The organism is Acidobacteriota bacterium (assembly GCA_020845575.1).
In the GTDB taxonomy this organism is placed as follows: Bacteria; Acidobacteriota; Vicinamibacteria; order Vicinamibacterales; family Vicinamibacteraceae; genus Luteitalea.
In genome coordinates, this window is sequence record JADLFL010000020.1 from 68,704 (window position 1) to 82,044 (window position 13,341).

At 67.5% G+C, this 13,341-nt stretch carries 12 protein-coding genes; 9 read left to right on the forward strand and 3 right to left on the reverse strand.

Annotation, left to right across the window (positions count from 1 at the left end):
* Positions 1-19: 19 nt before the first annotated feature.
* Positions 20-1,231, reverse strand: coding sequence for a DUF1015 domain-containing protein (locus IT182_06145; GenBank protein ID MCC6162912.1), 1,212 nt, complete (start codon positions 1,229-1,231; stop codon positions 20-22).
* 154 nt (positions 1,232-1,385) lie between these two features.
* Here IT182_06145 and IT182_06150 point away from each other — a divergent pair, with 154 nt between their 5' ends.
* From IT182_06150 to vsr, 6 genes are all read left to right on the forward strand, one after another.
* A complete protein-coding gene (locus IT182_06150; protein MCC6162913.1) occupies positions 1,386-2,684 on the forward strand; it encodes a M23 family metallopeptidase in 1,299 nt (432 codons plus the stop codon).
* 156 nt (positions 2,685-2,840) lie between these two features.
* Positions 2,841-4,004 (forward strand): Fic family protein, encoded by a 1,164-nt coding sequence (locus IT182_06155; protein ID MCC6162914.1) that lies wholly within the window; start codon positions 2,841-2,843, stop codon positions 4,002-4,004.
* Positions 4,005-4,133: 129 nt separating this feature from the next.
* Entirely contained in the window at positions 4,134-5,777 is a 1,644-nt protein-coding gene (locus IT182_06160; protein ID MCC6162915.1) for a M20/M25/M40 family metallo-hydrolase, read from the forward strand.
* Between the two features lie 101 nt (positions 5,778-5,878).
* A complete protein-coding gene (dcm, locus tag IT182_06165; GenBank protein MCC6162916.1) occupies positions 5,879-7,054 on the forward strand; it encodes a DNA (cytosine-5-)-methyltransferase in 1,176 nt (391 codons plus the stop codon).
* Between the two features lie 247 nt (positions 7,055-7,301).
* Positions 7,302-7,877 carry a hypothetical protein gene (locus tag IT182_06170; GenBank protein ID MCC6162917.1) on the forward strand — a complete coding sequence of 192 codons (576 nt, stop codon included), beginning with the start codon at positions 7,302-7,304 and terminating at the stop codon, positions 7,875-7,877.
* Entirely contained in the window at positions 7,852-8,304 is a 453-nt protein-coding gene (gene vsr / locus IT182_06175; GenBank protein ID MCC6162918.1) for a DNA mismatch endonuclease Vsr, read from the forward strand. The genes IT182_06170 and vsr overlap by 26 nt, the downstream gene beginning before the upstream one ends.
* Here the strand turns inward: vsr and IT182_06180 are convergent.
* On the reverse strand, positions 8,277-9,155 hold the full coding sequence (locus IT182_06180; protein ID MCC6162919.1) for a hypothetical protein: 879 nt from the start codon (positions 9,153-9,155) through the stop codon (positions 8,277-8,279). The two genes, vsr and IT182_06180, sit on opposite strands and share 28 nt — an antisense overlap.
* 138 nt (positions 9,156-9,293) lie before the next feature.
* Between IT182_06180 and IT182_06185 the strand changes: the two genes are divergently transcribed.
* Positions 9,294-9,986 carry a hypothetical protein gene (locus tag IT182_06185; GenBank protein ID MCC6162920.1) on the forward strand — a complete coding sequence of 231 codons (693 nt, stop codon included), beginning with the start codon at positions 9,294-9,296 and terminating at the stop codon, positions 9,984-9,986.
* 1 nt (position 9,987) lies between these two features.
* On the opposite strand, the gene IT182_06190 is transcribed toward IT182_06185, so the two are convergent.
* Complete coding sequence (locus IT182_06190; GenBank protein ID MCC6162921.1) at positions 9,988-10,977, reverse strand: aldo/keto reductase; 990 nt, start codon at positions 10,975-10,977, stop codon at positions 9,988-9,990.
* Between the two features lie 75 nt (positions 10,978-11,052).
* On the opposite strand from IT182_06190, the gene IT182_06195 reads away from it, so the two are divergent.
* Entirely contained in the window at positions 11,053-11,574 is a 522-nt protein-coding gene (locus IT182_06195) for a putative metal-dependent hydrolase (GenBank protein ID MCC6162922.1), read from the forward strand.
* Positions 11,520-13,289 carry a gamma-glutamyltransferase family protein gene (locus IT182_06200; protein MCC6162923.1) on the forward strand — a complete coding sequence of 590 codons (1,770 nt, stop codon included), beginning with the start codon at positions 11,520-11,522 and terminating at the stop codon, positions 13,287-13,289. Before IT182_06195 ends, IT182_06200 begins: the two co-directional genes overlap by 55 nt.
* Positions 13,290-13,341 lie beyond the last annotated feature (52 nt).

A 13,341-nucleotide genomic window follows, 5' to 3' on the forward strand; every position in this document is an offset into this window, starting at 1 on the left:
CGTGAACGTTTGAACTTCTCTAGATTTCGTGAATCAGCAGCCCGTCGCGCAGCTTCGGCTCGAACCACGTCGACTTGGGCGGCATGATCGCACCCGCGTCGGCAATGGCCATCAGCTCGGCGAGCGTAACCGGGTACATCGAGAAGGCGACCTCCGCCTTTTTCGTGTTGACCAGCCGTTCGAGTTCGCTCGTGCCGCGGATGCCGCCCACGAAGTCGACGCGCGCGTCGGTGCGTGGATCCTCGATGCCGAGCACGGGCGCGAGCACCTGATCCTGCAGGCGCGACACGTCGAGCGTGGCGATCGGATCGGACGCGTCGGTCGTGTCGTCGCCGAGCGTGAGCGTGTACCACTTGCCGCGGATGAAGACGCCGCACTCGCCCTTGCGCGACGGCGCGGGCGATCCGGCCACCATCGGAAATCGCTGCGACAGGACCGTGAGGAACGCTTCGGGTATGTGGCCGTTCAGATCCTTCACCACGCGGTGGTACGGCAGGATGCGCATCTGCGAGTCGGGGAACGCCACCGCGAGGACGAACGCGCCCTCCTCGTCGGCCTCGGCGCCAAGCGCCTCCTGCGCACGCGCGGCGCTCGCCGCGCGATGGTGCCCGTCGGCGATGTAGAGATGCGGCACGTCGGCAATCGCCGACTGCAGCGCCCCTGCCTGCGCCTCGTCTGCCTGCCATACGGTGTGCGCCACCCCGTCATCGGCCACGAAGTCGTAGAGCGGCGTGCCCGACGTCACGGCGGCGATCGCGGCTGCGGCGTCCGGCGTGTCGCGAAACGTCAGGAGCACCGGTCCCGTCTGCGCGCGCAACTCGGTGATGTGCCGCGTGCGGTCGTCTTCCTTGTCCTTCCGCGTCCGCTCGTGCTTCACGATGAGGCCGCGGCGGTACTCGTCGATCGAGAACGCACCGGCCACGCCCGTCTGCACGTGGTCGCCCATGCGGAGGCGATAGACGTAGAGCCGCGGCGTGCGGTCCTGTACGAGCACACTCGACCTGAAGGCCTCGAACGTCTCCCACGCGCGGGTATACACCTCGTCGGCGTAGGGGGAGGTGGCCGCCGGCAGGTCGATCTCCCCGCGCGACACGTGCAGAAAGCTGTTGGGCTTCGCCTCGGCCAACGCACGCGCTTCATCGGTGTTGACCACGTCGTAGGGGACCGAGGCGATGTCGGCGGCGAGCTCGGGGCGGGGGCGGATTGCACAGAACGGACGAACGAGAGCCATCCGAACGATCTTACCTACACCTCCCGCCGCCCGTCGGCGACGCGCCCCTGAAGGCAGGCCATGATTCCGGGGGAGCGGATCGGTACACGGAATACCGGCGACGACACATTTCCGTAGCCCGGCGATTCAAAACTTTGTATCCTGCCTGCCTGACGTGACGAAGCGAACCCTCCCCCTCGCCCTCTCGACCGTCGTGGCCCTGGCCGGCTGTGCCTCGCAGCCGGCGCCGCAGGCGTCGACCACCACGCTGGCCGCCGTGCAGGTGCAGGAACACGCCACGCGCCTCATCGAGGCGCGCGTGCCCCGCAATGCCACGCTGGCAAGCCTGCTGCGCGCCCACGAAGTCAGCGACGACATCGTCAATCACTTCGTCGAGAGCGCGAGAAAGCGTTTCGACCTCCGGCGCCTCCGCGCGGATCGGCCGTATCGGCTGCAGGTCGGCCTCGACGGGGCCATCCGCGAGTTCACCTACCAGATCGACGCCGACAAGTTCCTGAAGGTGGTGGGTGGCGAGGAGACGGCCGACGCCCCGCCGCAGTTCGACGTCCAGGTGCTGCAGTACGAGAAGCACAAGGCGTTGATGTCGATTCGCGGCGAGATTTCGCGCGAAACGCCGTCGCTCATCGCTGCCGTCAACGCCGCCGGCGAGGGCATCAGCCTCGCGCTCGAGTTCGCGCACGTGTTCGAGGGCGAGGTCGACTTCGGCAACGAGCTACAGCCGGGCGATTCCTTCGAGATTCTGTTCGAAAAGGTGGTTCGCGAAGGCGAGTTCGGCGGCTACGGCGACATCGTCGCGGCACGCTTCACGACGAGCGGACGCAGCTTCGAGGCGTTCCGGTATGCCCTGCCGGGCCAGAAGGCCGACTATTACGACGGCGACGGCCGGTCGATGCGCCGCTTCTTCCTGAAGTCGCCGCTGAAGTTCGAGCCGCGCGTCACGTCGGGGTTCTCCTTCCGCCGGCTGCACCCCGTGCTGAAGACGGCCCGCGCGCATCGCGGTGTCGACTACGGCGCCCCGAGCGGCGCGCCGGTGCTGTCGGTGGCAAGCGGGACCGTCGTGCGTGCGGGTTGGACCAACGGCGGCGGCAACTCGGTCTACGTCAAGCACGACAACGGGTACGAAACGCGCTACCTGCACTTCTCCCGGATCGCGGGCGGGCTGCGTGCGGGCATGCGCGTCTCGCAGGGTGAACTGATCGGCTACGTCGGCTCCACGGGCCTGGCGACCGGACCGCACCTGCACTACGAGCTCCTCAAGGGCGGCGTCCACGTGAACCCCCTCGACGAGCACCGCAAGCTGCCCCCAGGCCAGCCGATCCCCGCCGGGGCGCTGGACGCCTACATCGCCCACCGTGACCGGCAGGCCTGGCGTTTCGCCGGCTCACCGGACCGTCCGCTGGGTCAGCTCGCCCGTGCCGTCAGGCCGGACACGGCACTCGCCGGCGGCAACTGAATCAGACGCTTGCCCGCCGGATTTCATCCGGCGGACGGAAGCGTTATCGAGATTCAGCCTAAGTAACGGTTATGGCATAACCGATACTTGAATGATTCCCAAGGAACGCTTGTGGCGACGCTGTTCCGTCGCCACTGGTCCGCCTCGTTCGAGGGCATGGGACGACGAGACAGGCGTGGGTGCGACTACGACGCCTACGTTCCGGATCCCTTGTATGGGTGGGATCTCACCCTGCAGGCCGATCTGGCGGCCGATATCGCCGATGCCGAAGCGGCCATCCGGCGGATCAACGACGCCGGCGTAGCGGCCGTCAACCTGGAGGGCGTTGCGCGGCTCCTGCTGCGCGCGGAATCGGTGGCCTCCTCGCGGATAGAGGGCGTCAACGCCGGTCCGCACCGCCTGCTCCAGGCCGAAGCCATCCTGGCCCGCGGCGGTGATGCCGCCGATCGCGCGGCGGTCGAAGTGCTCGGCAACATCGCGGCCATGGAAGCCGCGATCGCGATCGGCACCACGACAAGCCCCATCACGCTCGACGATCTGCTGGCGATCCACGACGCCCTGATGGCGCAGTCGTCCACGCCCCACCTTGGCGGACGCGTACGGACCACGCAGAACTGGATCGGCGGACGCGCCTTCAACCCGTGCAGCGCGAGCTTCGTGCCGCCCCCGCCCGATCGCGTGCTCGCCCTGCTCGACGACCTCCTCGCGTACATGAACGGCGACGACCATTCCCCTGTCGTCCAGGCCGCACTCGTCCACGCGCAGTTCGAAACGATTCACCCGTTCGGCGACGGAAACGGGCGCGCCGGACGCGCGCTCATCCATGTGGTGCTCCGCCGGCGCGGACTCTCGCCTCGATTCGTGCCGCCCGTCAGCCGCGCGCTTGCCGCGTGGGCGACCGAGTACGTGGCGGGACTCACGACGTTCCGGCATCGCGGCGCCGCCGACAGCGCCCAACGATCCGCCGGCGCACAGGCGTGGCTGCGGACCTTTGCCGCGGCGGTCCGGCTGTCGTGCGCGGACGCCGAGGCGTATGCCGCGAAGGTGCGCGTGCTGACCGACGACTGGCATCGCCGCCTCGGACGCGTGCGCGCCGCGTCGGCTGTCGACCTGCTGCTGGGCGTGCTGCCGGGCACTCCTGTCCTGACCGTGGAATCGGCAGCGCACCTGATCGACAGATCGACGATGAGGGCCGGTGAAGCCGTGAATCGCCTGGCCAACGCCGGTATATTGCGCCAGCGCAACGTCGGCCGACGGCGATATCGCGTATTCGAGGCGGAGGATGTCGTCCGGCACCTCGCGGAGCTGGATGAGGGATGATAGGCGACAGCTGACATGCGTCTTCTCCGCCTGCCGCGCGTAGTGCCGAGGCGCGAAGGCGGGCCGGTTGCCGGTTGCCGGTTGCCGGTTGCCGGTTGCCGACAGTGAACCATGCAAGGAGTTCGTTCGATGAATCGCTGGACCCTCTCTGGCAGGGCACGCACGGGCGTGCTCGCCGCTGCCGCGCTCGCGGCCACGCTGGTCGTTCCCGTCGCCGCGCAACTGCGCGACCAGGCCGACCTCGATGCGTTGTTCCGGATCAAGGAGGAAGCCACCACCAACTCGCAGGTGATGGAGACCCTCAGCTATCTGACCGACGTCAACGGACCGCGCCTCACCAATTCACCCCTGATGCACCAGGCTGCCGAATGGGCGCAGAAGCAGATGACGGCGTGGGGCCTGTCCAACGTCCACACCGAGAAGTGGGGCCCGTTCGGCCGCGGATGGGTGAACGAGCACACGTCGATCATGATGACGGCGCCGCAACCGTTCGTGGTGCAGGGCTATCCCAAGGCGTGGACGCCCGGCACGCAGGGTGCCGTGACGGGCAACGCCGTGCTCGTCAGCATCGAGAAGGACGAGGACTTCGCCAGGTACGCGGGCAAGCTGAAGGGCGCGTTCGTGCTGCAGTCGCCGCGGCGCGACATCGTGCCGTTCTTCGAGTCGCCGATGCGCCGTCACACGCCGGCGTCACTGGAGGCGTTGTCGCAGGAGCAACTCGCTGGTGGACGCGGGGGGCGCGGCTTCATGTTCGGCGGGCCGTCGATCGACTTCCGCAAGAAGCGCATGGCGTTCTACAAGGCCGAAGGCGCGCTCGCGGTGATCGAGTCGTCGCCTCCGACCCGCGGCGACAACGGCGCGCTGTTCGTGTCTGCAGCCGGACCCGGTGAAGGCGACCGGACGATCGAAGGCCAGGCGCCGCTGCCGCAGCTCGTGCTCGCGGCGGAGCACTACGCCCGCATGCTGCGCGTGCTCGACAAGAAGCTGCCCGTGACGCTCTCGGTCGACGTCCGCAATCGCTTCGTCGATACGTCCAACGACGTTTACAACGTCATCGCGGAGATTCCCGGTACGGACAAGGCGAACGAAGTGGTGATGATCGGCGCGCACTTCGACTCGTGGCACACGGGCACCGGCGCGACCGACAACGGCGTGAGCTCTGCCGTCATGATGGAAGCCTTGCGCATCCTGAAGGCGACCGGTCTGAAGCCTCGCCGCACCATCCGTCTCGCATTGTGGACGGGTGAAGAGCAGGGCCTGCTCGGCTCGCGCGCGTACGTGAAGGAGCACTTCGCCGACCCCACGGACATGAAGCTGAAGCCGGAACACGAGAAGCTGTCTGTCTACCTGAACATGGACAACGGCGGCGGCGCGTTCCGCGGCGTGTACCTGCAGGGCAACGAGGCGGCGGCGCCCGTGTTCGAGACGTGGATGCAGCCCTTCCACAACATCGGCATGCAGACGCTGACGATCCGCCCGACGAGCGGTACCGACCACCTGGCGTTCGACGCGGTGGGCCTGCCTGGCTTCCAGTTCATCCAGGATCCGCTGGAGTACAGCGCGCGCACGCACCACACGAACCTCGACGTCTACGAGCGCGCCGTTCCCGAAGACCTGATCCGCAACGCCGTCATCGTCGCGACGTTCGCGTACCAGGCCGCCAACCGCGACGCGATGTTCCCGCGCAAGGCGCTGCCCAAGCCGCGGCCGGCGCAGGCCTTCCCCGGCGCACCCGCCCAGCGGCCCGCCGCACCCGTCACGAGCGGCCGCTAGCGCGCATCTGGCCCGTTTCCGTATGGGCGGCCCTTGTGGCCGCCCGTCGGATCGAGTGCCCTCGATGGTCGCCGATCAACAATCGCTGACATACTTGGGCGGTGGCAACGAACAGCTTGACCGTCGCGGGGCTGTTTGCCGGAATAGGCGGCATCGAACTGGGCCTGCAGCAGGCCGGCCATCATGCGTCGTTGCTCTGCGAGCTCGACGTGGGGGCTCACGCAGTCCTGGCCGCGAGGTTCCCGAAGACGAAGCTGACGCACGACGTCCGTACCATCGCTTCGGTGGGTGCGGTCGATCTGCTCGCCGCCGGATTCCCCTGTCAGGATCTCAGTCAGGCAGGCCGTACAGCAGGCATCGGCGGGTCGAACTCCGGCCTCGTGGATCACGTGTTCCGCTTGCTTGATGCCTCGCGGCGCACGCCACGCTGGCTGATGCTCGAGAACGTCCCCTTCATGCTTCAACTCGAGAAGGGCCGTGGCATGCGGCACCTCGTTCACGAGTTGGAGTCCAGAGGATTCACCTGGGCGTACCGCGTCGTCGATACACTTGCGTTCGGCCTGCCGCAGCGACGTCAGCGCGTGATCCTTCTTGCGTCGCGCAGCGACGATCCTCGGGATGTCCTCTTCACCGACAACGAGACGCCTGTCGTCACGCCGTTCAGGATGGGACTCTGGTGCGGGTTCTACTGGACCGAGGGACTCAGAGGTCTCGGTTGGGCCGTTGATGCCGTGCCCACACTCAAGGGCGGGTCGACGATCGGGATTCCGTCGCCACCCGCCATCTGGAACTCGCGGACGGGCGCGATGTTCACTCCGGACATCCGCGATGCCGAGCGCCTGCAGGGCTTCGACGCCGATTGGACCGCGCCCGCGCTCGAGGCACCCGGCGTCCGACGCGGCCACCGTTGGAAACTCATCGGCAACGCCGTCAGCGTCCCCGTGGCCAAGTGGGTCGGTGAACGCCTGGCTTCGCCCGGGACGTTCGACGAGTCGCTCCTGATGGACCGTGTGCGCCCGGGTGTCTCATGGCCGCGTGCCGCATGCGGCGCCCCGAATCAGGACGCGTGCGCCGTGGACGTCTCCTCGTGGCCAGTGGCGCTCGCATCCGAACACCTCGCCACGTTTCTCGACTACCCGTGCGCGCCGCTGTCCCCTCGCGCGGCCTCGGGCTTCAAGAGCCGACTCGACGTGAGCGGACTCAAGTACCGTGCCGAGTTCGGGATCGCGCTCGCGCGCTACGTCGAACGTGTCACGCGACCGACGGCAGTGGCCTGACGTGATGGCGCGACGACCCAGCGGGACAGCGACTCCTGACGGAGCACGAATCATCGCCGAGGTCCTCGAGCGTGCGAGGCCGCGGCCTGAACGAAGCGACTCCGTCACGGAGAAGAAGAACTACGCGGTGAGATTCGCGGCGCTCATGGGCGACCAACTGGCCCACGATCTGAAACCGTACTTCCCCGGGATCTCCGCTACGACCAAACGAAGTGCCAGGGCAGCCACCGGCAGGAAGCAGTTGGACGTGAACTTCAGTACTCCTGAACTCGGCCTGGCACTGGGAATCTCCCTGAAGTCCGTCCACGTGCGCGACGTCGGTGCACCGCATCGCTATACGCACAACATGAAGCGCAACGAGGAAGAGTTGCGCGTCGAGGCGAGCGGCTACCACAAACGGCAGCCGTACGCCGTCATGATCGGCGTCATCTTCCTTCCGTTCGACAGCTGCACGGATGGCAGGACGGAGTCGTCCTCGTTCGGATCGTGGGTCCGCAAGCTCAGACCCTACCAGGGACGTCTGGAGCCCGAGGACGACATCGACAAGTTCGAGAAGATCTACATCGGTCTCTACGAGACAGACGGCAGTGACCTGCGCTTCTTCGACGTCGGTGATGCGCCGCCGAAGAACGGGCGCCCGCCCCTCTCGTCCGGTGAAATCGACTTCGACTCAACGGGCGGTGTGCTGCTCTCGTACACCGAGTTCCTTGGAGCTGCTCGCCACGCGTACCTGAGTCGGAACCAGGCTGAGTTCGTCTGGGCGGACGGGGAATTCGATCCACTGAACCCGGTGGCAGATGGTGAAGGCGACGAAGACGCCTGAAGCATCGAGTCAGGCGGTTCGAGATCGAATGCAGGGAACCAGGCGGCGAGACACCGCCTGCGAGCGGGCCATCAGGAGCGCTGTCCATCGAAGCGGACTCCGCTTTCGTGTCGACTGGACGATTCCAGGCACTCGGCGGCGAGCCGACCTCGCATTCGTCACACCACGCGTGCTGGTCTTCGTCGACGGCTGCTTCTGGCACGGATGTCCCGTGCACGCGACATGGCCGAAGGCCAACGCCGCCTGGTGGCGGCAGAAGATCGAATCCAACAGGCAACGCGACAGGGACGCATCACGGCGCCTGCAACTCGCCGGCTGGCGCGTGGTACGTGTGTGGGAGCATGAACCGCCCGATCGAGCCGCCCGGCGTATCGTGACGGTCGTCGAGCGGCGACGCCGTCAGTCGATCAGCCAGCGCACCTTGTAGAGACGCTCGCCTTCCAGGTGCACGTCGCCGTCTGGGTGACGGAAGCGGATGCGGCTGGTCCACCACTCGGGTCTGTCGGCCTGCGTGTAGGCCACGCGGCCTGACGAGGGGTGGACGACAGCGCTCTTCACGTCGTGGAGGTTGCCGAGATACGGGTCGCGCGTGAACTGCTTCGTGTCGCGATCGAAGCGCCAGACGCCTTCGTGCGTGGACACGATCAACTGCGCGGTGCCGGGAACGGCCGACAACTCGTGGCCGCCGACGTCCGGGAGCGAATACGTGGCGTCGAGGGCAAGCGCAGGTCGCGTGCCGTCCCAGTTCTCCAGCCGGTACGCGCGCAGCTGCTGCTCGCCCAGCGCCCAGAGCACGGCGCGCGACTCGTCCCAGACGGCACCGTGCCCCGAGTACAGCTCCGTGGCGAACAGTTCCCGTGCCGGCTCTCGCACGTCGAAGAGGGCCAGCTTGTTACCAGTGCCCTCGCGCACGCTGCACGCCAGGACGATGCGATCGCCGGGCAGCAGTTCGGCCGAATGCGTATTCCCGCACTCGCCCCACCACAGCGTCTTCCCTGTCGTCCTGTCCACCAGCGCGGCGCCGTCGCTCGACGCAGTGATCAGCATGCGGTTGCCCGCAACGGCCTTGCACTCGTCGGTCGTGCGGAACTTCGTGCGATACGCCTCCGGCAGGTCAGGCCGATCGACGGCTTTCCACGACCACGTCTTGCGCGGCATGGCAGACACGTCGAGCACGAAGACCTCGTCCCAGCCACACACGATGAGCGATTGCGCAGAAGCCGGCACCGCGCCGGCGACGAGCAGCCACACGAGAGCGACGAACGATGCACGCACCATGCGGCAACTCTACAGCAGCGCGGCGTCGACGCACGCGCGAGCGCCGGCTGGCGTCGGCCCGATCCGTGACGTACCATCGTGAAACGCGAACAGGTAGCCGCCGCGTGTCTCCCACGCGGCTTTCGACAGGAGTTGACCATGCGACGATCCGTGACGCTTGCCCTCGGCCTCGGTGTGGCCCTGCTCTTCTCGACGCACGCGACGGCACAGGAACAACAGGACGCCGATCGCAAGGTGGCCGGTGGCATCACCGCGCCGGGCTGGACCGGCAAGGAAGACGCCGGCAACAGGCAGGGCCTCACCGTGAAGGACTCGAAGTTCGCGGTGGAGGGGAACGGGTTCCGCCTGACCACGGGTCCGGCCGCGCTCTACTGGAATCCCGCCAACACGGCGAGCGGCGACTTCACCGTCAAGGCCACCTTCGACGAGACCGAACAGAGCTACAACCATCCGCATCCGTTCGGCGTGTTCATCGGCGGCGCCGATCTCGCCTCGGCAACCCCCAACGCGCTCTACTGCGCGGCCTATCGCAACGGCACGTACATCATCCGCATGTTCAGCGCCGGCAAACGCGCCGACGTCGTCGGCCGTCCGCTGGCGCACGACGCCATCAAGAAGGGCGAGACACCGAAGTCGCGGGTGGTGCAGGACGTCGCATGGACGGTGAAGGGCGACGCCGTGTCATGCGTGATCAATGGCACGGCCGTGTGGACGGGCACCAAAGCCGACGTCACGGGCCCCGGCAAGCTCGCATCGACGGACGGCATCGTCGGCATCCGTGTCAGCCACAACTCCGACGCACTGGTGACAGGGTTCGGCGTCAGCAAGTGACTCATCTCCCCACGAACGTCATGCCGTCCGGCGCGTAGCGCTGGCCGGCGACGGCTGCTGTCGGCGACAGTTGCTCGAGGCGGACGAGATCGTCCGCCGTGAGCGTGATGTCGGCAGCGGCGAGGTTCTGCTCGAGACGCGCGATGTTGCGCGTGCCCGGGATGGGCACCATGTCGTCGCCCTGCGCGAGGACCCACGCGAGCGCGAGCTGCGCCGGCGTGCAGCCCTTCTCGGCGGCCATGCTGCCCACCGCGTCGACGAGCGCCAGGTTGCGCGCGAAGTTCTCGCCCTGGAAGCGTGGAGACCGGCGACGGAAGTCGTCCGGCGCGAAATCCTCGAGGCTGCGGAACGCACCGGTGAGGAAGCCGCGTCCGAGCGGGCTGTAGGGCACGATGGTGATGCCCAGCTCACGACACGTGCCGATGATGTCGTCCTCGATGTCGCGGCTCCAGAGCGAGTACTCGGACTGCAGCGCGGCGATCGGGTGGACGGCGTGCGCGCGGCGAATGGTCTCGCTGCCGGCTTCCGACAGCCCGACCATGCGCACCTTGCCGTCCGCGACGAGATCGGCCATCGCGCCAATCGTGTCCTCGATCGGCGTGTTCGCGTCGACACGGTGCTGGTAGTACAGGTCGATGTGGTCCACGCCGAGGCGCTGCAGGCTGGCGTCGCAGCGGCTGCGCACGTACGCCGGCGTGCCGTTGATGGTGCGCCGCGCGGGGTCGTCGATGTCGCGCACGATGCCGAACTTCGTCGCGATCAGCACGCGATCGCGATACGGCGCGAGCGCGGCGCCGACGAGGCGCTCATTGGTGTGCGGGCCGTACATGTCGGCCGTGTCGAACAGCGTCACGCCGAGGTCCACGGCGCGATGGATCGTGGCAGCCGACTCCCGATCGTCGCGCGGCCCGTAGAAGTCGGACATGCCCATGCAACCAAGGCCGAGCGTGGAAACGGGAACCTTCGACGGACCGAGCGTGCGGGTTTGCATGGGGCAGTGTAAATGGTGGAATGCCGCGAATGCCGGTTGCCGGTTGCCGGTTGCCGGTGAATGTAGACTTCCGTCATGTCCGAATCCCTTCGCTATCCCGTAGGCCGGTTCGTGTTCGATGAGGCGGGTGGTGAGGCCGCGCGTGCCGCGGCGCTCGAGGCCATCGGCGAGTTCCCGGCGGCGTTCCGCGCGGTGGCCGAGGGGCTCACCGAGATCCAGCTCGCGACGCCCTATCGCGAGGCGGGCTGGACGGCGCGCCAGGTGATCCACCACGTGGCCGACAGTCACATCAACGCGTACGTGCGCACGCGCTGGGTCCTCACCGAGGATCGTCCCGGCATCAAGGTGTACGACGAGAAGGCGTGGGCAGAGTTGCCGGACGCGGCGCTCGCGCCCGTCGATCTCTCGCTCGATCTGATCGACGCGCTGCACCGCCGGTGGAGCGTGCTGCTCGCCGACATCCACGGCGACGCCTTCGCACGCGAACTGGTCCACCCGACCAACGGTCCGATGTCGCTCGAGCGCCTCGTGCAGTTGTACGCATGGCACGGGCGGCACCACCTCGGCCACCTGCAGATCGTGGCGGGTCTGCGGTGACAGCGCGTCTCGCCGTACGTGGTGCCTGTACGATAGGCGCCGCGATCGTCATCGGCCTGCTCGCCGGCAGTCTTGTCGCACAGGATCGACTCTCGGGCCGATCGTTTGCGACACGCTCCGAGGTGATCGCGCGCAACGGGATGGTCGCGACGAGCCATCCCTTCGCGACGCAGATCGCGCTCGACGTCCTGAAGGCCGGCGGCAATGCCGTCGACGCGGCCATCGCGGCCAATGCATTCCTCGGGCTCGGCGATCCCGGCAACAGCGGCATCGGCGGCGACCTCTACGCCGTGGTGTGGGATCCGCGCACGCGTCAGCTCCACGGCCTGAACGCCAGCGGCCGATCGCCGCGCGGCATGACGCTCGATGCGCTGACGAGCCGCGGCCTCACGCAGATTCCGGCGACAGGTCCGCTCGGTATCAGCGTCCCGGGGTGCGTCGACGGGTGGTTCACGCTGCACGGGCGATTCGGATCGCTCCCGATGGCGCGCCTGCTCGCACCGACGATCGCCTACGCGCGCGACGGCTTCCCGATCGCACCGGACATCGCCGCCGATTCGAGCCTTCGTCTGAGCCAGCGCCTGCCCGCGGATCCGTCGATGTTCCCGGAACTGCGGCGGCTGTACATGCCCGACGGCCACTTCCCGGCGAAAGGCACCATCTTCAGGAATCCCGCACTGGCCGACAGCCTGGAGCGGATCGCCACAGGCGGACGCGACGCGTACTACAAGGGACCGATCGCGACGGCGATCGCGGCGCACGTCAAGGCGCGCGGCGGCTTCCTCTCGACAGACGATTTCGCACACCACACCTCCGAATGGGTCACGCCCGTGAGCACCATGTACCGCGGTCACCGCGTGTGGGAACTGCCGCCCAACACGCAGGGCAGCGCCGTACTCCAGATGCTGAACGTGCTCGAAGGCGTGGACGTCGCGCGCACGGGGTTCGGCAGCGCCGATCACGTGCACTGGTTCACCGAGGCCAAGAAGCTGGCATTCGAGGATCTCGCCGCCGCATACGCCGACGTACCGTCCATGCGTGTCCCCGTCGAGCGGCTCCTGTCGAAGGAGTACGCCGCCGAACGTCGCGCGCTCGTGAAACCCGATCGTGCCGGTGTCTATCGATCGGGGTTCCCCGTCGACAGCCATACGGTGTACCTCACCACGGCGGACAAGGACGGCATGATGGTGTCGCTCATCCAGAGCAACTCGCTGTCGTTCGGGTCGCTGGAAGTGGTAGACGGTCTCGGCTTCGCGCTGCACGACCGCGGCATGTGGTTCGAGCTCACGCCCGGACATCCCAACGTCTACGCGCCGGGCAAGCGCCCCTTCCACACCATCATCCCGGCGTTCGTGACCAGAGACGATGAGCCGTACATCAGTTTCGGGCTGATGGGCGGCGACATGCAGCCGCAGGGACACGTGCAGATTCTGATGAACCTCATCGACTTCGGAATGGACCTGCAGGAAGCCGGCGACGCGCCCCGCATCTATCACAGCGGCTCGTTCGCGCGCGGGGGCCACGTCGACAACGCGGGCGAGCTCAACCTGGAGTCGGGCTACTCGACGGACACCATCCGCGAACTGCAGCGCCGCGGTCACAAGGTGGCGCACGCCTACGGCATGTACGGCGGCTACCAGGCCATCATGCGCAAGGGCGGCGTGTATTACGGCGCGTCAGAGAGCCGCAAGGACGGCTACGCCGCGGGATTCTGAGCGGGCCGGGCTTGCTTGGCCCGTTCGCCAGGGGCCGAAGCCCCTGGCCTCC

What these genes read in the sequence shown, in the direction of transcription:
- IT182_06145 (MCC6162912.1), bottom strand. Translation starts at nt 1,231, where the DNA reads ATGGCTCTCGTTCGTCCGTTCTGTGCAATCCGCCCCCGCCCCGAGCTC.
- IT182_06155 (MCC6162914.1), top strand. Translation starts at nt 2,841, where the DNA reads ATGGGACGACGAGACAGGCGTGGGTGCGACTACGACGCCTACGTTCCG.
- IT182_06160 (MCC6162915.1), top strand. Translation starts at nt 4,134, where the DNA reads ATGAATCGCTGGACCCTCTCTGGCAGGGCACGCACGGGCGTGCTCGCC.
- vsr (MCC6162918.1), top strand. Translation starts at nt 7,852, where the DNA reads ATGGTGAAGGCGACGAAGACGCCTGAAGCATCGAGTCAGGCGGTTCGA.
- IT182_06180 (MCC6162919.1), bottom strand. Translation starts at nt 9,155, where the DNA reads ATGGTGCGTGCATCGTTCGTCGCTCTCGTGTGGCTGCTCGTCGCCGGC.
- IT182_06185 (MCC6162920.1), top strand. Translation starts at nt 9,294, where the DNA reads ATGCGACGATCCGTGACGCTTGCCCTCGGCCTCGGTGTGGCCCTGCTC.
- IT182_06190 (MCC6162921.1), bottom strand. Translation starts at nt 10,977, where the DNA reads ATGCAAACCCGCACGCTCGGTCCGTCGAAGGTTCCCGTTTCCACGCTC.
- IT182_06195 (MCC6162922.1), top strand. Translation starts at nt 11,053, where the DNA reads ATGTCCGAATCCCTTCGCTATCCCGTAGGCCGGTTCGTGTTCGATGAG.
- IT182_06200 (MCC6162923.1), top strand. Translation starts at nt 11,520, where the DNA reads ATGGCACGGGCGGCACCACCTCGGCCACCTGCAGATCGTGGCGGGTCT.